This window comes from Dolomitihabitans soli, from assembly GCF_022213955.1.
GTDB classification, from domain to species: Bacteria; Actinomycetota; Actinomycetes; order Streptosporangiales; family Streptosporangiaceae; genus Streptosporangium_A; species Streptosporangium_A soli.
Window position 1 is genome coordinate 1059216 of the sequence record NZ_JAKNTW010000001.1, and the last position, 16864, is coordinate 1076079.

At 71.4% G+C, this 16864-nt stretch carries 14 protein-coding genes; 7 read left to right on the top strand and 7 right to left on the bottom strand.

Annotation, left to right across the window (positions count from 1 at the left end):
• Positions 1 to 55 precede the first annotated feature (55 nt).
• From larE to MBA17_RS04840, 6 genes are read right to left on the bottom strand one after another with little or no spacing between them, the layout of a single operon-like run.
• On the bottom strand, positions 56 to 1096 hold the full coding sequence (larE, locus tag MBA17_RS04815) for an ATP-dependent sacrificial sulfur transferase LarE (RefSeq protein WP_238494987.1): 1041 nt from the start codon (positions 1094 to 1096) through the stop codon (positions 56 to 58).
• Complete coding sequence (gene larC, locus MBA17_RS04820) at positions 1089 to 2399, bottom strand: nickel pincer cofactor biosynthesis protein LarC (protein ID WP_238494988.1); 1311 nt, start codon at positions 2397 to 2399, stop codon at positions 1089 to 1091. The genes larE and larC overlap by 8 nt, the downstream gene beginning before the upstream one ends.
• Positions 2396 to 3421 (bottom strand): nickel pincer cofactor biosynthesis protein LarB, encoded by a 1026-nt coding sequence (larB, locus tag MBA17_RS04825; protein ID WP_238494989.1) that lies wholly within the window; start codon positions 3419 to 3421, stop codon positions 2396 to 2398. The genes larC and larB overlap by 4 nt, the downstream gene beginning before the upstream one ends.
• Entirely contained in the window at positions 3418 to 4707 is a 1290-nt protein-coding gene (larA, locus tag MBA17_RS04830) for a nickel-dependent lactate racemase (RefSeq protein ID WP_238494990.1), read from the bottom strand. The genes larB and larA overlap by 4 nt, the downstream gene beginning before the upstream one ends.
• Complete coding sequence (locus MBA17_RS04835) at positions 4704 to 5678, bottom strand: aldo/keto reductase (RefSeq protein ID WP_238494991.1); 975 nt, start codon at positions 5676 to 5678, stop codon at positions 4704 to 4706. The genes larA and MBA17_RS04835 overlap by 4 nt, the downstream gene beginning before the upstream one ends.
• On the bottom strand, positions 5678 to 6382 hold the full coding sequence (locus MBA17_RS04840; RefSeq protein WP_238494992.1) for a FadR/GntR family transcriptional regulator: 705 nt from the start codon (positions 6380 to 6382) through the stop codon (positions 5678 to 5680). Before MBA17_RS04840 ends, MBA17_RS04835 begins: the two co-directional genes overlap by 1 nt.
• A gap of 314 nt (positions 6383 to 6696) precedes the next feature.
• Between MBA17_RS04840 and MBA17_RS04845 the strand changes: the two genes are divergently transcribed.
• Genes MBA17_RS04845 through MBA17_RS04870 form a run of 6 tightly spaced genes read left to right on the top strand, consistent with a single transcriptional unit; the run spans position 6697 to position 14912 of the window.
• Positions 6697 to 8010 (top strand): L-fuconate dehydratase, encoded by a 1314-nt coding sequence (locus MBA17_RS04845; protein WP_238494993.1) that lies wholly within the window; start codon positions 6697 to 6699, stop codon positions 8008 to 8010.
• Complete coding sequence (locus tag MBA17_RS04850) at positions 8010 to 8774, top strand: SDR family NAD(P)-dependent oxidoreductase (RefSeq protein WP_238494994.1); 765 nt, start codon at positions 8010 to 8012, stop codon at positions 8772 to 8774. Before MBA17_RS04845 ends, MBA17_RS04850 begins: the two co-directional genes overlap by 1 nt.
• The gene (locus MBA17_RS04855; protein ID WP_238494995.1) at positions 8771 to 9832 is read left to right on the top strand and encodes a sugar ABC transporter substrate-binding protein; all 1062 of its coding nucleotides are present in this window, start codon (positions 8771 to 8773) and stop codon (positions 9830 to 9832) included. Before MBA17_RS04850 ends, MBA17_RS04855 begins: the two co-directional genes overlap by 4 nt.
• 42 nt (positions 9833 to 9874) lie before the next feature.
• Positions 9875 to 11410 carry a sugar ABC transporter ATP-binding protein gene (locus MBA17_RS04860; protein WP_238494996.1) on the top strand — a complete coding sequence of 512 codons (1536 nt, stop codon included), beginning with the start codon at positions 9875 to 9877 and terminating at the stop codon, positions 11408 to 11410.
• The gene (locus MBA17_RS04865; protein ID WP_238494997.1) at positions 11403 to 12440 is read left to right on the top strand and encodes an ABC transporter permease; all 1038 of its coding nucleotides are present in this window, start codon (positions 11403 to 11405) and stop codon (positions 12438 to 12440) included. The genes MBA17_RS04860 and MBA17_RS04865 overlap by 8 nt, the downstream gene beginning before the upstream one ends.
• 42 nt (positions 12441 to 12482) lie before the next feature.
• Positions 12483 to 14912 (top strand): glycoside hydrolase family 95 protein, encoded by a 2430-nt coding sequence (locus MBA17_RS04870; RefSeq protein WP_238494998.1) that lies wholly within the window; start codon positions 12483 to 12485, stop codon positions 14910 to 14912.
• 169 nt (positions 14913 to 15081) lie between these two features.
• Here MBA17_RS04870 and MBA17_RS04875 read toward each other — a convergent pair whose 3' ends face one another.
• On the bottom strand, positions 15082 to 15447 hold the full coding sequence (locus MBA17_RS04875) for a spore germination protein GerW family protein (RefSeq protein ID WP_238494999.1): 366 nt from the start codon (positions 15445 to 15447) through the stop codon (positions 15082 to 15084).
• Positions 15448 to 15686: 239 nt separating this feature from the next.
• Here MBA17_RS04875 and MBA17_RS04880 point away from each other — a divergent pair.
• Positions 15687 to 16864 (top strand): glycoside hydrolase family 10 protein (locus MBA17_RS04880; protein ID WP_238495000.1); only part of this gene is annotated, 1178 nt, incomplete at its 3' end.

A 16864-nucleotide genomic window follows, 5' to 3' on the forward strand; every position in this document is an offset into this window, starting at 1 on the left:
CTGTCGGTCACCCCGGCTCGTTGTTCACCCCGGCTCGTCGTTCGCCCGCGTCACTTCACGGTCTGGCGAGGTTGAGCCCGCCGGAGCGGAACGGCGCGACCGTCACGTCCGCGCCGGGAAAACCCGCCCCCCGTACGGCCTGCGTCACGTCGGTCAGCCGGGCTACCCGGTCGGCGAGATCGGCGTCCACCTCCACCCGCACCCCGTCGCCGAGATCCCGCACCCGCAGGTTCCCGGCCCGCAGTCCCGCGGCGGTGAGCAGGCCGCGCACCACCCGCTCCGCGGCCTCGATCCGGTGCAGCCGGGTCGCCGTCACCTCGACGCCGTAGGCGATACGGCTCGCCAGGCACGGCGCCGCGGGCTTGTCCCACGTCACCAGCCCCCAGGCCAGGCTCGTCCGGCGCACCTCCGCCTTGGTGAACCCGGCGTCCCGCAGCGGGGCGAGCACCCCCCGCTCGTCGGCCGCCCTGATTCCCGGCCTGAACGGATCCACCGCGTCGTCGGCGTTGGTCCCGGTGGCGATGTGCGCGCAGCCGTGCCTCGCCGCCACCTCGCCGATCACGTCGAGCACCTCCGACTTGCAGAAGTAGCAGCGGCCACGCCCGTTCGCGCGATACCCGGCGCTGCCCAGTTCGTTCGTCCGGGGCAGCAGGTGCCGTACACCCTGCCCCGCGGCGAACTCCGTGGCCGCGGCGAGTTCCTCCACCGCCAGGCTCTCCGACACCGCCGTCACCGCGACCACCTGGGACCGGCCGAGCGCCCGGACCGCCGCGGCCAGCACGAACGCCGAGTCCGCCCCGCCCGAGAACGCCACCGCCACCGTCCCCAGGCCGGCCAGCCGCTCCATCAGCCCGGCCAGCCTGTCCTCCGGCCCGCCCGCCGCAGGAACGTCACCCTCATTCCCCGCGAGACCGGAGGACGTACCCCGGACCGGTCGCGAGATGGCGGCTCCCCGGGAAGGCGTGCGTCCTGTGACGGTGGCGTCCAAAGGTGTGACCTCTGCGGTGTCGATGGGTGCGATCCCCGCGGTGGCGGTGCCGTCCGGTGGGGTGACCGTGGGTTGGGTTTCGGTGGTGGTCCCTGCGGATTCAGCCATCGCCGTCTCCATCTCGGTGTGAGCGGCCGTGCTCTTCCTGCTCCGTGCTCATCAGCAGTGCGCGCGCGGCCGTCTCACGCAGGGTGCTGTCCAGAGCGGTCGCGGCCGCCGCGACGTCGTCGTACTCGGGCTTCGCCGCGTGCGGGCCGTGTTTGATCCTGATCCGGTGCCCGTCCAGCTCGACCTCCGTCACGTGCCGGGGAAGCGCGGTCCGTTCCACCGCCAGCTCGCGGACTCCCAGCGCCCCGGTCTCGGCGAAGACCAGTTCCCTGAGCACGGGTACGGCGGGCGGCCGGCACAGGACGTGCAGAACGTGCGCGGGGCGGCCCTTCTTCATGGTCGCCGGGGTGACCCACGCGTCCAGCGCGCCCGCCGCCAGCGCCCGCCCGATCGTGTGACCGAGCACCTCCCCGGTGACGTCGTCCACGTTCGTCTCCAGCACGGAGAGCCTTTCGACGCCGTCCAGCCGGGCGGAAGGGGCGTCACCACCATCGGTCCGACCGAGTCTCGTCGCCGGTTCGGTCGGTGCAGGAGGGGTGCCGTGGCCCGGCGCAGGGCCGTCCGTATGAGACGCGCGGTGGGAGACGGCGGCGGAGCGGTGGGCGAGGGTGACGGCGACGATGTTGGGCCGGTCGGGGAGGAGCCGGGTGCCGGCGCCGTAGCCGGTGGCGACGACGGTCATGTCGGGAGGCGGGTCGTAGCGCGCTGACATGGCGCGGAGCAGGGCGGCGCCCGTGGGGGTGACGGTCTCGCCCCTGAGGTCGCTGCCGGTGACCCGGGCGCCGGTCAGGAGGGCGGCGGTGGCGGGCGCGGGAACCGGGAGCACGCCGTGCCGGGTGGTGACGGTGCCGGACCCGAGGGGGAGCGGGCCGCAGTAGACCTCTGTCACGCCGAGCAGGTGCAGGGCCGCGGCGACGCCGACGATGTCCACCAGCGCGTCGTGTCCGCCCAGCTCGTGCAGGTGGACGTGGGCGGGGTCCTCGCCGTGCAGGCGTCCCTCCACGTCGGCTATCGCCGTCAACGCGGCCGTGGCCAGGGCCGCGACCGGTTCCGGCCGGGCGCGCGCGGCCAGGGCGATGACCTCGGCGGCGGCGCGTTCGGTCGCCGTGTCGGTCACCCGCACCTCGGCTCGGGTGGCGGCCAGGCCGTGGGTGACCACGCGTTCGGCGGTCAGCTCCCATCCGGTGAGCCCGGTGGAGCCGATCGCCGCTTCGATGCCCTCCAGCGGGGCGCCCGCGTCGATCAGCGCGCCCAGCGTCATGTCGCCCGCGATCCCGGTGAAGGGCGTGATCCAGCAGATCATGACATTCCTTGTCCGCTTTCGGCCTGTCCGCTTTCGGCCTGTCCGTTGCCCACGTGTCCGCCGTCTGCCGGTCGCCTGTTGGCCGGTTCGTTGCCGATGTGTCCGTTGTCCGCCGGTTCGCTGGCAGGCAGCCGCCGCCCGTCGTGGGGCTGCCGGTCGCTCGTGGCCGTGGTCGTCGTGGGGTCTCTCGGTATGGCGGCGGTGACCGTGTCCGCCGTTTCGACGGGGTCCGGGGCGGAAGCCGTACGGAGTCGGCGCCGGGTCGCCGGCTGGGCTAGGCGGTGGGCGGCCATGGCGGCGGCGAAGCCGGAGTCGATGTTGACCACGGTGACGCCGGCCGCGCAGGAGGAGAGCATGGCGAGGAGCGCGGTCACCCCTTCGAAGGCGGCGCCGTACCCGGTGGAGGTGGGGACGGCGATCACCGGACCGCGTACGAGACCGCCGACGGCGCTGGCCAGGGCGCCCTCCATACCGGCGACCACGATCACCGCGTCGGCGGCCCGCAGGCGTTCCGCCTCGGCGAGCAGCCGATGCAGCCCGGCGACGCCCACATCGCGCACGACGTCGACGGTGAGGCCGATCGCCTTCGCCACGGCGGCCGCCTCCGAAGCGACCGGCCCGTCCGACGTTCCCGCCGTGACGACGGTCACCGCGAAACCTCGGGGCGCCGCCGGACGCCAGACCAGCAGCCGGGCCACGGCGTCGTAGCTCCCGGCCCCCTGGAACCCGGGCACGGCGGCGAGGACGGCGTCGGCGGTCGCGGGGCCGACGCGGGTCACCAGGACGGCGCCGGTGTTGCGGGCGAGGAGGGCGGAGACGATCGCGATGATCTCGTCCGCGGTCTTGCCCGGGCCGTAGACCACCTCTGGCAGTCCTTGGCGGGCCTCGCGGTCGAGGTCGACGCGGGCGAAGCCGAGATCGAGGGACTCGGCGGTCTCGGAGACGGCGGTGCCGGAGGCGGAGGGGTGGGAGACGGCGGGCTCGGAGGACGTCGGCGGGTGATCGGCGGGGTGGGAGGTCATGAGCGGGAGGCGGGTGGGGCGGCGAGGTAGGGGATGGTCTGGGGGCCTTCGGGGAGGACGCAGACCCGGGCGCCGGGCCCGGCGGCGGCCAGTTCGGCGGCGACGGTGGCGGCGATGTCGCCGGTCTGTTCGAGGTGCGCGGTGGCGAGGTCGGCGTCGGTCAGATACGAGGTGTGCATGACGACCCGCACGGCCGCCTGGATGCGGGCCTGGATCTGGACCTGCCACTGGTCGGGGATCGTCTGGGGGCGGGCGGCGATCTCGTCGAGCAGGGCCTGGGGGGACGCCGCGGAGGCGAGGACCTCGCGGTAGGAACCGTGGTCGGGGAAGCCGTCACGGCACTCCGCCGCGCACACGATCACGCCGCCCGGCCGTACCACCTGGTAGGCCGCGGACATGCCCTTGACCGCCTGGTAGAGGTTCTGGTCGAGGGGGTAGCCGGAGTTGGTGGTGATCACGACGTCGAAGGGGGCGTCGACCCTGCGCATGGCCAGCTCGCGGGCCGCGGCGGTGGCGGCGGCGTGCATGGGCAGGATGTCGCCGCCGAACGCGGCCACGATGTCCTTGTCCCTGTTGAGGATCACGTCGAGGGAGAAGGTGACGCCGGTGCCGGCGGCGATCGCCCGGACGTCGTCGTGGACGGGGTTGCCCTCGATGACGCCCCAGGTGGCCCGTTCGTGCCCGATCCTGGCCGCGTCGTGCAGGGTGAGCACGGTCTCCAGGGCGGCGAGGCCGGGGGCGACGAGCTTGGGGCCGCCGGAGAAGCCGGCGAAGAAGTGCGGTTCGACGAAACCGGTGGTGATCCGCACGTCGGCCTCGACCCAGGCGCTGTTCAGCCAGACGGGGACGTCCTTGCCGAAGACCCCCATATAGGTGAGCGTGGAGCTGTCCCTGGCGTCGTGGTTGACGATCCGCACCGAGCCGGCGACCGAGGGGCCGAACATCTCCAGGAGTTCGGCCTCGGTGTTGCCGCGGTGGGTGCCGGTGGCGATGAGGATCGTCACGTCGGCGGGATCGACGAGCCCGTCCAGCTCGGCCAGGATCGCGGGGATCATCAGGTGCCTGGGCTGGGGCCGGGTGCCGTCGCAGGCGGAGATGGCGACCGTCTGGCCGCGCCGTACGCGCTCGCGGAGGGGCGGGCCCGCCACGGGGGAGCGCAGGGCGGCGAGCAGCACCTCGGTCTGGTCGGCGGCGGCCGGGTGGTGGACGGGGGTCACCACGGTGGTGGCCTCCTCGGGCAGCTCCACCTCCAGCCCCGTCTCGCCGTACGACAGGTGGACCTTCATCGTGTCTCCTCCGCGAGCTCCGCCCACAGTTCCTCGGGGATCTCGGTCCCGGCGAGGGCGACGTCGTCGGCCACCTCGTCCGGGGTGCGGGCGCCGACGACCACGCCGGTGACCGCGGGGTGCCGCAACGGGAAGCGGAGGGCGGCGGCGGCGAGCGGCACGCCGTACTCGGCGCACCGGCCGGCCATCCAGCGCGCCCGGCGCAGCACGTCGTCGGAGGCGGGCGCGTAGTCGAAGTGGGCGCCCGGCCGCGGGTCGGCCAGCACGCCGCTGTTGAACACCCCGGCCACCAGCACCCCGACCTCCCGGCTCGCGCACAGCGGCAGGAGTTCGGCGGCGGCGCCCCGGTCGAGCAGGCTGTACCGTCCGGCGACCATCACGCAGTCGACGTCGGTCTCGGCGACGAACCTGGTCAGCATCTCCGACTGGTTCATCCCGACGCCGATCGCCCGCACGGCCCCCTCGTCGCGCAGCTGGGCGAGCGCCGGGTACGCCTGCGTGACGGCCTCCTCCCAGTGGTCGTCCGGATCGTGGATCAGCAGGATGTCGAAGGCGTCGAGCCCGGAACGCTCCAGGCTGTCGGCCACCGAGCGGTAGACGCCGTCACGGGTGTAGTCGCGCCGCCGTACGACGGGGGCCTCGTGGTCGAAGGCGTCGGTGCCCGCGGTCGTACGGCCGGGCTCCAGCAGCCTGCCGACCTTGGTGGACACCACGGTCTGGGCCCTGGCCGCCGTGTCGAGCCCGGACAGGTAGTCGCCGAGGCGGTGCTCGGCGAGTCCGGCCCCGTAGTGCGGCGCGGTGTCGAAATAGCGGATTCCCGCCTCCCAGGCCGCGTCGAGCGTCGCGGCGGCGGCGTCCTCGCTCACGGCTGAGAACAGGCCGCCGAGCGGTGCGGTGCCGAGGCCCACACGTGAGACGGTGACCCCGCTGCGGCCCAGCGGGACGCGCTCGGCGACGAGCTGCGCGTCCATCATTCCTCCTCCGAAGTGGTTCCGACGGTGCCGAGCACCGCGCGGAGCCAGGTCTCTGTGGTGTTTATGTGCATCAGCGCCGCGGCCTGCGCCAGCGTGGAGTTCCTCGCGGCCAGCGCGTTGTAGATCGCCTCGTGCTCGGCGACCGTCCGATCGGAGCTGTTGGTCTCGACTGTGCCGCGCCAGACGCGCATCCGCAGGGTTCTGCCGGAGATGCCGTCGAGCAGCGTGGAGAGGGTCTCGTTGCCGGTCGCGGCGACCACCGTGCGGTGGAAGGCGGCGTCGAACCGGTTGAGCTCCTCTATGTCGTCGCTGGCCGCGCGCATCGCCTCCAGGTGCTCGCGGATCTCGGCGAGCTGGTCGTCGGAGATGCGGGACGCGGCGAGCCCGGTGGCGGCGGGTTCCAGCAGCCGCCGGACCTCGACGATCTCCAGCAGGGTGTCGTCGCGGAGCAGCTCGACCGCCAGGCCGAGCCCTTCGAGCAGCAGGCGGGGCTCCAGGCTCGTGACGTAGGTGCCGTCGCCCCTTCGCACGTCGAGGACGCGGGCGACGACCAGTGCCTTGACGGCCTCGCGCAGCGGGTTGCGCGAGACCCCGAGCTGGGCGGCGAGCTGGTGTTCGGGGGGCAGTCTCGCGCCGGGGGGCAGCGCCCCGGTCTGAATGAGAGCCCGGATGCGCGAGATGGCCTCGTCGGTCAGGGACATCTGGATAAGCCTCCAGGGCGGTCACGCGCGCTCATATCGAGCTGAAACATAACAGACATCCCATGTTCTGGGGAGGGGTGTCGAGGAGGCTTCGCCCCAGGAGGGCAGACATGGGCTGTCTCGTCGACGACTTGTCCATGTGAGAGGGGACGAATACCGATTTAGGGGAAATTAGGTGGGAGGTCTAGACACCAGCCATCCGAGTGGCCTACAAAGACATCCCATGTTCATGTGGTGAACGTCGCTACATCTTCCCGAAACATCAAGGGGGTCCAGGCCGTGCGCAAGGTTCACGCCGAGAGAGGCCGGTGGACGTGACCGAGCTCATCACCGATGTCCAGACCTACGACATCAGGTTCCCCACGTCACGCCATCTGGACGGCTCCGACGCCATGAACCCGGAGCCCGACTACTCCGCCGCCTACGTGGTCGTGCGGACCAGCGAGGGGCAGGAGGGACACGCGCTGGCGTTCACCGTCGGCCGCGGCAACGAGATCGAGGTCGCCGCGATCGACTCACTCGCCGCGCTGGTGACCGGCCTGCCCGTCGCGGAGGTGCTCGGCGACCTGGGCGGTGTCTCGCGCCGGCTCACCGGCGACAGCCAGCTCCGCTGGCTCGGCCCGGAGAAGGGCGTCATCCACATGGCGGCCGGCGCCGTGCTCAACGCGCTGTGGGACCTGCGCGCCAGGCGCGAGGGCAAGCCGCTGTGGCGGTTGCTGTCGGAGCTGACCCCGGAGCAGCTCGTCGACGTCGTCGACTTCCGCTACCTGGAGGACGCGCTCACCCGCGAGGAGGCGCTGGACATCCTGCGCCGCGCCGAACCGGGCCGGGCGGAGCGCCGCGAGCGGCTGCTCGCCGAGGGCTACCCCGCCTACACCACCACGCCGGGCTGGCTGGGCTACACCGACGAGAAGCTCGTACGGCTGGCGAAGGAGGCCGTCGCCGACGGGTTCACCCAGATCAAGCTCAAGGTCGGCGCCGATCTCGCGGGCGACGTGCACCGGATGCGGCTGGCCCGCCAGGCGGTCGGACCCGGCATCCGGATCGCGATCGACGCGAACCAGGCGTGGGGCGTCCGCCAGGCGGTCGAGTGGCTCGCCCCGCTCGCCGAGTTCGACCCGTACTGGATCGAGGAGCCCACCTCACCCGACGACGTGCTCGGCCACGCGGCGATCCGCGAGAAGGTCGCCCCGATCAAGGTCGCCACCGGCGAGCACACCCACAACCGGGTGATGTTCAAGCAGCTCCTCCAGGCGGGCGCCATCGACATCCTCCAGCTCGACGCGGCCAGGGTCGGCGGGGTGAACGAGAACATCGCCATCCTGCTGCTCGCCGCCAAGTTCGGCGTGCCGGTCTGCCCGCACGCGGGCGGCGTGGGGCTGTGCGAGATGGTGCAGCACTTCTCCATGTTCGACTACGTCGCGGTGAGCGGGTCGACCGAGGACCGGGTGATCGAGTACGTCGACCACCTGCACGAGCACTTCACCGACCCCGTCGTCATCCGCGACGGCAACTACCTCGCCCCCGCCGAGCCGGGCATCGGCGCGCGGATGCACCCCAAGTCGATCGCCGACTACGGCTACCCCGACGGCCCGGAGTGGACGGCCCCCGTGGCGGAGGCGGTGTGATGGGCGACTTCGACGGCCTGACCGCGATCGTCACCGGCGGCGCGTCCGGCATCGGGCTGGCGACGGCCCTGCTGCTGGCCGAGCGCGGCGCGAGGGTGGCGTGCCTGGACCTCGCGGCCGACGTCCCCGCGCCGCTGATCGGCGTCCGCGCCGACGTGACCGACGACGCCGGGGTCCGGGCGGCGGTGACCGAGGCGGCCGAACGCCTCGGCGGAATCGACGTCCTGGTCGGCAACGCCGGGATCGGGGCCCAGGGCGGCATCGAGGACAACGACGACGAGGAGTGGCGGCGGGTCTTCGACGTCAACGTCTTCGGCCTGGTCCGCACGGCCCGCGCCGCCCTGCCGTACCTGCGGGCCTCCCGGGCCGCCGCGATCGTGCACACCTGCTCGGTCGCCGCCACCGCGGGACTGCCCCAGCGGGTCCTCTACTCGTCGACGAAGGGGGCCGTGCTCTCGCTGACCAGGGCGATGGCCGCGGACCTCGTAGGCGACGGAATCAGGGTCAACTGCGTCAACCCCGGCACCGCCGACACCCCCTGGGTGGGACGGCTGCTGGAGACGGCGAGTGACCCGGCCGCCGAGCGCGCGGCGCTGTCCGCCAGGCAGCCGATGGGCCGCCTGGTCACCGCCGGGGAGGTGGCCGAAGCCATCGCCTACCTGGCGAGCCCGCGCTCCGGCTCCACCACCGGCACCGATCTCGCCGTCGACGGCGGCATGCAGGGGCTCCGGCTACGGCCGCGAGCCGAGAAGGAGCAGAGATGAAACGACTCGTCCTGGGCGCGGTTCTCGCCCTGCCGGTGGTGCTGACGGCGGCCTGCGGTTCCGGAGCCACCACCGGAGCCACCGGAGCGGACGCCAAGCCGCTCGTCGGCGTCGACTACCCCCGGTCCGACACCGACTTCTGGAACTCCTACATCCAGTACGTCCCGCGGTACGCCAAGGAGACAGGCGCCGAGCTGAAGACGACGAACTCGCAGAACGACATCGGCACGCTCACCGCGAACGTGCAGAGCTTCGTCAGCCAGGGCGTCAAGGGCGTCGTCGTCGCCCCGCAGGACACCGCCGCCGTGGCGCCGACCCTGCAGCAGCTCAACGCCAAGAAGATCCCCGTGGTGATGGTCGACACCCGGCCTGAGCAGGGCGACGCGTTCATGGTGGTACGCGCGGACAACCGAGCGTACGGCGAGAAGGCCTGCCGCTTCCTCGGCGAGAAGCTGGCGAAGAAGGGCAAGGTCGTGATGCTCCAGGGCGACCTGGCCTCGATCAACGGCCGGGACCGCACCGAAGCGTTCAACGAGTGCATGAAGACGAACTACCCCGAGATCAAGGTGTTCGGCGAGGCCACCAACTGGGACGGCGCCGTCGCCTCGCAGAAGCTGCAGACGGTGATGACCGCCAACCCGGACGTCAAGGGCGTCTACATGCAGTCGAGCTTCGCGCTGTCGGGCACCCTCCAGGTGCTCAAGCAGCGCGGCGTGCTGGTGCCGCCCGACGACCCCAAGCACGTCTTCGTGATCTCCAACGACGGCATCCCGCAGGAGCTGAAGGAGATCGCCGCGGGCAACATCGACGCGACCGTGTCGCAGCCCGCCGACCAGTACGCCAAGTACGCGCTGGAGTACGCCACGGCGGCCATCGGCGGCAAGAAGTTCCAGCCGGGCCCGACCGACCACGACAGCACGATCATCCAGGTCCGGCCCGGACTGCTGGAGGACCAGCTCTCCGCGCCCCTGGTCACCGCCGACGGCGCGACCTTCGGCGACGTCCCGAGCGTCAAGCACGACGACAAGTCGCTCTGGGGCAACAACCTCAACAAGTAAGGGAAGAGGCGCGAGCGGTATGGCTACCTCGGGGAAGGGCCGATGAGCCCGGCACCCGCCGCCCGGAGCGGGGAGCAGGTCCCGCCCATCGCCGAGGCGGCGCACATCACCAAACGGTACGGCGAGACCGTGGCGCTGAACGACGCGGGCATCACGATCAGGCCGGGCGAGACCCACGCGCTCGTCGGCCGCAACGGAGCCGGCAAGTCGACCCTGGTCTCCATCCTGACCGGGCTGCAGGCGCCCGACGAGGGCGAGGTGCGGTTCGGCGGCGACGCCTCGCCGCGCCTCGCCGACCGTGACGCCTGGCGGGAACGGGTGGCCTGCGTCTACCAGAAGTCCACGATCATCCCCGAGCTGACGGTTGCGGAGAACCTCTTCCTCAACCGGCACGACCGGGGCGGGCTGAAACTGATCAGCTGGCAGACCCTGCGGCGCAAGGCCGCCGAGCTGCTCGACACCTGGTCGGTGGACGTCGACGTGCGGCGGCCCGCGGGTGAGCTGGACGTGGAGCAGCGGCAGTTCGTGGAGATCGCGCGGGCGCTGTCCTTCGGCGCCCGGTTCATCATCCTGGACGAGCCGACCGCGCAGCTCGACGGCGCGGCCATCGCGCGCCTGTTCACCCGGATCCGCACGTTGCAGGAGCAGGGCGTCACCTTCCTGTTCATCAGCCACCACCTCCAGGAGATCTACGAGATCTGCGACATGGTGACGGTCTTCCGCGACGCGCGGCACATCCTGACCACGACCGTCGCCGAGCTTCCGCACGCGGAGCTGGTCGCGGCGATGGCGGGGGAGGCCACCGGCCTGCAGGAACCCTCCACCAGGCAGGCCGTGCCCGCCGCGGCCCCGGTGCTGCTCGGGGTGCGCGGGCTCAGCGCCGGTGACGTCTACCGGGAGGTCGACTTCGACGTGCGGGCCGGGGAGATCGTCGGCCTGGCCGGAGCGGGCGGCAGCGGCAAGACGGAGGTCGCCGAGACCGTCGCCGGGCTGCGGGCCGCCGACTCCGGCACCGTGGAGGTCGACGGGAGACGTCCCCGCCCGGGCAGCGTGCCGAGCGCGCTGGCCGCCGGGGTGGGGTTCGTCCCCCGTGACCGGCACCAGCAGGGCTTCGTGCCGATGATGTCCATCGCCGACAACGCGACCATGACGATCCCCGAGCGGCTGGGCGGCGGCGGATTCATCAGCAACCGCCGCCGCGACGGGCTCGCCGCGAAAATGATCGACAATCTGGCGATCAAGACGCCCGGGCCCGAGCTGCCCGTGATGGGCCTGTCCGGCGGAAACCAGCAGAAGGTCGTGATGGCCAGGGCGCTGGCCAACGACCCCCGCCTGCTGGTGCTGATCACCCCCACGGCCGGCGTGGACGTGCGCTCCAAGGAGTTCCTGCTCGGCAAGGTCGAGGAGATCGCCGACGCGGGGACCGGAGTGGTGATCGCCTCTGACGAACTTGATGATCTACGGCTGTGCGACCGGCTCCTGGTGATGTTCCAGGGCCGGATCGTCGCCGAGATGGCCGCCGGCTGGCACGACCACGAGGTGGTGGCCGCCATGGAAGGAGTCGACCTCGATGCCTGACACCAAGACCGCCGAATCGCCCCCCACCGGGGCACGGCCCCCTGGAGGAGGCGGTCTGCGCGCGGGACGGATCCCCATCGCGCGGCTGCGCGACTTCGCGCTGATCCCCGCCGTGATCGTGATCGCGATCGTCGGGCAGATCGTCAACCCGATCTTCCTGCAGGGCGACAACCTGATCAACATCCTGCAGACCATGTCGGAGATCTCGCTGCTCGTACTGGCGCAGACGGTCATCCTGGTCACCGGCAAGATGGACCTCTCGCTGGAGTCCACCTTCGGACTCGCCCCCGGCATCGCCGCCTGGCTGACCGTCGCCGTCGGCTCCGGCGCCGGCCTCGGGCTGCTGTCAGGCGGGTGGTCGATCCCGATCACGCTGGCCGTCGGCGCGCTGATCGGCGCGGTGAACGCGCTGTTCATCGTCCGCTTCGGACTCAACGGCTTCATCGTGACGCTCGGCATGCTCATCGTGCTGCGCGGCCTGCTCACCGGCATCTCCGGCGGACAGACCTTCTTCAACCTGCCGGAGTCGATGCTGTATCTCGGCTCCACCCTCTGGTTCGGGGTGCCCGTCTCGATCTTCCTGTGCCTGGCGTTGTTCATCGTCGGCATCGTGATCCTCGGCTTCACCCGGTTCGGCCGGGCCCTGTACGCCATCGGCGGCAACCTCGACGCCGCCAGGGCCGCGGGCATCAGGACGGACCGGGTGCTGTGGATCGCCCTCATCAGCGCCAGCCTGCTGGCCGCGCTCGGCGGCCTGCTGCTGTCGGGCCGGCTGGCCTCCGTCGCCGCCGCCCAGGGCGACGGCGCGATCTTCACCGTCTTCGCCGCCGCGGTCATCGGCGGCGTGAGCCTCAACGGCGGCAAGGGCACGATGTTCGGCGCGTTCACCGGCATCCTGCTCCTCTACATGATCCAGAACGTGCTGACCCTCGCCGGCGTCCCCGCCCAGTGGATCGAGGCGCTGAACGGCGCGATCATCCTCATCGCGCTCGTCCTGTCCCGCCTGACCGGCGGCAAGGCCCAGGAATAGCGCGGAAGCACACCCCCTCACCCCCCTATCGATGGGATACAGATGACTGACTACTCACGCAGGGCCGTCCTCGGGACGAGCCTCGGCGCGGCGGCCGGGTCGCTGCTGGTCGCCGGCGTCGGCGCGGAGGGCGCGCTGGCCGCGAGCTCCGCCGGGTACGGCGCGCCGGGCGCCAACCCGCTGAAGCTCTGGTACAACCGTCCCGCCGAGCAGTGGCTGGAAGCCCTCCCCGTGGGCTGCGGGCGGCTGGGCGCGATGGTGTTCGGCGGCGTGGCGACCGAGCGGCTGCAACTCAACGAGGACAGCGTGTGGGGCGGCGGGCCGCACGTCTACGACCCGCCCGACGCGCTGGCGGCGCTGCCCGAGATCAGGAAGCTGGTCTGGGAGGAGAAGTGGAAGGCCGCGCAGAACCTCGCCGATGAGAAGTTCATGGGCCGGCCCACCGAGCAGGCGCCCTACCAGGTGCTCGGCGACCTCGCGCTGACCTTCCCCGGCGCCGGCGAGTTCACCGAGTACCGCCGCGAGCTCGACCTGACCCAGGCGGTCAGCACGGTGAGTTACCTGAGCGGCGGCGTCCGGCACTCCCGCGAGGTGTTCGCCAGCAAGCCCGACCAGGTGATCGTGGTCCGGCTGACGGCGGACAAGCCGGGCTCGGTGTCCTTCGAGGCCGCGTTCGCCAGCCCGCAGAGCTCCGCCGCAGTGGTGGTGGACAAGAGCACGATCGCGCTCAACGGGATCAGCGGCGAGTGGCAGGGACGGCCGGGCGCGGTCAGGTTCCAGGCGCTCGCCCGCGCCGAGGCCAAGGGCGGCGAGGTCCGCACGGACGCCGGCAAGCTGATCGTCGAGGGCGCCGACTCGGTGACCGTGCTGATCTCCATGGGCACGAGCTACCGTGACTTCAAGGACGTCGGCGGCGACCCGGCGAAGGTGGCGGACAAGCACCTCACGCGTGCGTCCGGCCGGCCGTACGAGGTGCTGCGGCGCACCCACGTACGCGACTACCAGGAGCTGTTCGGGCGGGTGGAGATCGACCTCGGCACCTCCGAGGCGGTCGCGCTGCCCACCGACGAGCGGATCGCCAGGAAGCAGCTCGACAGCGACCCGCAACTCGCGGCGTTGTACTTCCAGTACGGGCGCTACCTGTTGATCTCCAGTTCCCGCTCGCCCGGCCACGCGGCCAACCTGCAGGGCATCTGGAACGATTCGATGAACCCGGCGTGGGAGTCGAAGTACACCATCAACATCAACGCCGAGATGAACTACTGGCCGGCGGCTCCGACGAACCTGATGGAGTGCTTCGACCCGCTGTTCGACCTGATCGGCGACCTCGCGGAGTCCGGCGCGAAGACCGCTCAGACGATGTACGGCGCGGGCGGCTGGGTGGCGCACCACAACACGGACGGCTGGCGCGGCACGGCACCCGTCGACTTCGCCTTCTACGGCGTGTGGCCGACCGGCGGGGCCTGGCTCTGCACCGTCTTCTGGGAGCGTTACCTCTACACCGGTGACGAGACGGCGCTGCGGAAGCACTTCCCGATCATCAAGGGCTCCGTCCAGTTCTTCCTCGACACGCTCCAGGTCGATCCCAAGACGAACTACCTGGTCACCAACCCCTCGCACTCGCCCGAGGTGGGGCACCACGAGGACGGCGACGAGAACGTCAGCATCTGCGCCGGTCCGACGATGGACATGCAGATCCTGCGTGACCTGTTCGCCGCGTTCGAGGGCGCCTCCGAGGCGCTCGGTGACGACGAGGAGATGCGCGCGAAGGTCGCCGAGGCCAGATCGCGGCTCGCGCCCACCCAGGTCGGGCACCTCGGCCAGATCCAGGAGTGGCTGGAGGACTACCGCGGTGACGCCGCGCTGTCGCGCAGCAGGCACATCTCCCACCTGTGGGGGCTGTTCCCGAGCCACCAGATCGACCCCAGGCTCGCCCCCGAGCTGGCCACGGCCGCACGGCGCACCCTGGAACTGCGTGGCGAGGCCGGCGCCGGCTGGTCGCTCGCCTGGAAGATCAATTTCTGGGCGCGGCTGCTGGACTCGGTCGAGGCGTACAAGCGGCTGTCCAATCTGCTGATCCCCGCCCGCACCGCGCCCAACATGTTCGACCTGCACCCGCCCTTCCAGATCGACGGCAACTTCGGCGGCACCTCGGGGATCACCGAGATGCTGCTGCAGAGCCACGGCGACCAGGTCAGCCTGCTGCCCGTGCTGCCCGCCGCATGGCCGGCCGGATCGGTCCGCGGGTTGCTGGCCCGTGGCGGGTTCGAGATCTCGCTGGAGTGGCGTGGCGGCGCCGTGCACCGGGGCACCGTCAAGTCAACGCTCGGGCGCGAGCTGCGGCTGCGCACCCCCGCGCCCGTCACGGTGACCAGCGGAGGCCATCCGGTCCAGGTCCAGCGTCCGGAGCCGAACGTGGTCGTCTTCGACACGCGTCGCGGGAGTGACTACGAGATTCGCCCTGGGGCCTGACCCCGTTCCCCGGTCCGGGTGGAAACGCCATCCGGATCGGGCCTTCCGGATCGGGCCAGGCGGCGGGGCACGGGCGGTCTGCGGCCGGCTCGCGGCCTGCCCGGGGCGGCGGCTCCCGTGGGGTGCGCAAGGCGGCGGCCGGCTCGTGGTGGTCCCCGCCGGGGCGCGGTCAGACCTTGCGCCGGGCCCTCGTGCCGTCGGTGCGGATGCGGACGATGGCGCGGGCGGTGAGCAGGGCGATGACGGCGACGATCTGGCCGCCGAGGACGATGCGGTTGACGTCGACCGCGGGCTTCCACCGGACATCGCCGTTCTTGATCACGAAGACGCCCGCCGCCGTCGCGCCGAGCCCGTAGCCGCCGCCGGATCCCTGACCCGCACGCTGGGCCTCCTGCTTGCCGCTGCCTCCGCCACCGCCGCTGGCGACCCGGGCGACGGGGATCACCGTCACGCCGTCCTCGGTGATCGGCTCCCCGAACACCCGTTTGACCGTCGCGGCGTCCTGTGACTGCTCGACCATCTCCATGACGTCCATCGCTGTCTCCTCTTCGCAGACCTCAGCTGTCTCTACCCACCATGCCTCGATACAGCCGTCTGAAAATTTCATATGGGGTCTGATGATTTCAGACACACGAGCTGGCGAAACGACCGGGAGATATTTCGACAATTGACCCATGTAGTGCGGATAAATACCCTCCGATCAGGCTCAAAAGGGCTGAAATGGTTCGGAAGAGGCGCCCCGCGTTCTGCGGAAAGTCTCCGGAGGTATCCGTCATGCAGTCACCCCCCATCCGATCCCGGGCCAGAGCCCGCGCGGCGCTCGTCCTGTTCGGGCTGGTCGCCGCCTTCCTGCTGCCCGCCGGGCCCGCCGACGCCTCGGCGGCGCTCCGCGTGCACGCCGCCGCCCGAGGCAAGTTCATCGGCGCCGCACTCGCCACCGGTCCTCTCGCGAACGAGACCTCCTACCGCTCCATCGCCGGGTCGGAGTTCAACCAGATCACCGCCGAGAACGCGATGAAGTGGGACGCCACCGAACCCTCCCAGGGCCAGTTCAGCTTCTCCGGCGCCGACGCGATCGTCAACTTCGCCACCCAGAACAGCCAGCAGGTGCACGGGCACACGCTCGTCTGGCACAGCCAGACCCCGAGCTGGGTGCAGGGCCTGGGCGCCACGGCGATGCGCTCGGCGATGCAGAACCACATCAGCCAGGTCGTCGGCCGTTACGCGGACAACCCCGCGGTGGTCTCCTGGGACGTCGTCAACGAGGTCTTCGACGACAACGGCAACATGCGCAACTCGTTCTGGTACCAGACGTTGGGGCAGAGCTACATCGCCGACGCCTTCCGGGCCGCCCGCGCCGCCGACCCCGACGCGCGGCTGTGCATCAACGACTACAACGTCGAGGGCGTCAACGCCAAGAGCACCGCGATGTACAACCTCGTCCAGTCGCTGCGCGCCCAGGGCGTGCCGGTGGACTGCGTGGGCCTCCAGGGTCACCTGGCCATCCAGTACGGCTTCCCGGGCCAGCTCCAGCAGAACCTGCAGCGCTTCGCCGACCTGGGCGTCCAGGTGAGGATCACCGAGCTGGACATCCGGATGGAGATGCCCCGCAGCTCCGCCAAGGACACCACGCAGGCCACCTACTACCGCGACGTGGTCAACGCCTGCCTGGCGGTCACCCAGTGCGCCGGGGTCACGATCTGGGGCTTCACCGACAAGTACTCCTGGGTCCCCGACACCTTCTCCGGCCAGGGCGCGGCGTTGATCTACGACGAGAACTACGGGAAGAAACCCGCCTACAACGCGGTGCACGACGCGCTGGCGGGCGGTGGCAGCACCGACACGACGCCGCCGACGACCCCCGGCACCCCCACCGCCGCCAACCTCACCTCAACCGGAGCCACCCTCACCTGGACCGCCTCCACCGACACCGGCGGCAGCGGCCTCGCCGG

Coding starts and splice junctions, on each gene's coding strand:
- MBA17_RS04865 (WP_238494997.1), top strand. CDS start 11,403: ATGCCTGACACCAAGACCGCCGAATCGCCCCCCACCGGGGCACGGCCC.
- larA (WP_238494990.1), bottom strand. CDS start 4,707: ATGAAGGTCCACCTGTCGTACGGCGAGACGGGGCTGGAGGTGGAGCTG.
- larC (WP_238494988.1), bottom strand. CDS start 2,399: ATGATCTGCTGGATCACGCCCTTCACCGGGATCGCGGGCGACATGACG.
- MBA17_RS04850 (WP_238494994.1), top strand. CDS start 8,010: ATGGGCGACTTCGACGGCCTGACCGCGATCGTCACCGGCGGCGCGTCC.
- larB (WP_238494989.1), bottom strand. CDS start 3,421: ATGACCTCCCACCCCGCCGATCACCCGCCGACGTCCTCCGAGCCCGCC.
- MBA17_RS04870 (WP_238494998.1), top strand. CDS start 12,483: ATGACTGACTACTCACGCAGGGCCGTCCTCGGGACGAGCCTCGGCGCG.
- MBA17_RS04835 (WP_238494991.1), bottom strand. CDS start 5,678: ATGGACGCGCAGCTCGTCGCCGAGCGCGTCCCGCTGGGCCGCAGCGGG.
- MBA17_RS04855 (WP_238494995.1), top strand. CDS start 8,771: ATGAAACGACTCGTCCTGGGCGCGGTTCTCGCCCTGCCGGTGGTGCTG.
- MBA17_RS04860 (WP_238494996.1), top strand. CDS start 9,875: ATGAGCCCGGCACCCGCCGCCCGGAGCGGGGAGCAGGTCCCGCCCATC.
- MBA17_RS04875 (WP_238494999.1), bottom strand. CDS start 15,447: ATGGACGTCATGGAGATGGTCGAGCAGTCACAGGACGCCGCGACGGTC.
- larE (WP_238494987.1), bottom strand. CDS start 1,096: ATGGCTGAATCCGCAGGGACCACCACCGAAACCCAACCCACGGTCACC.
- MBA17_RS04840 (WP_238494992.1), bottom strand. CDS start 6,382: ATGTCCCTGACCGACGAGGCCATCTCGCGCATCCGGGCTCTCATTCAG.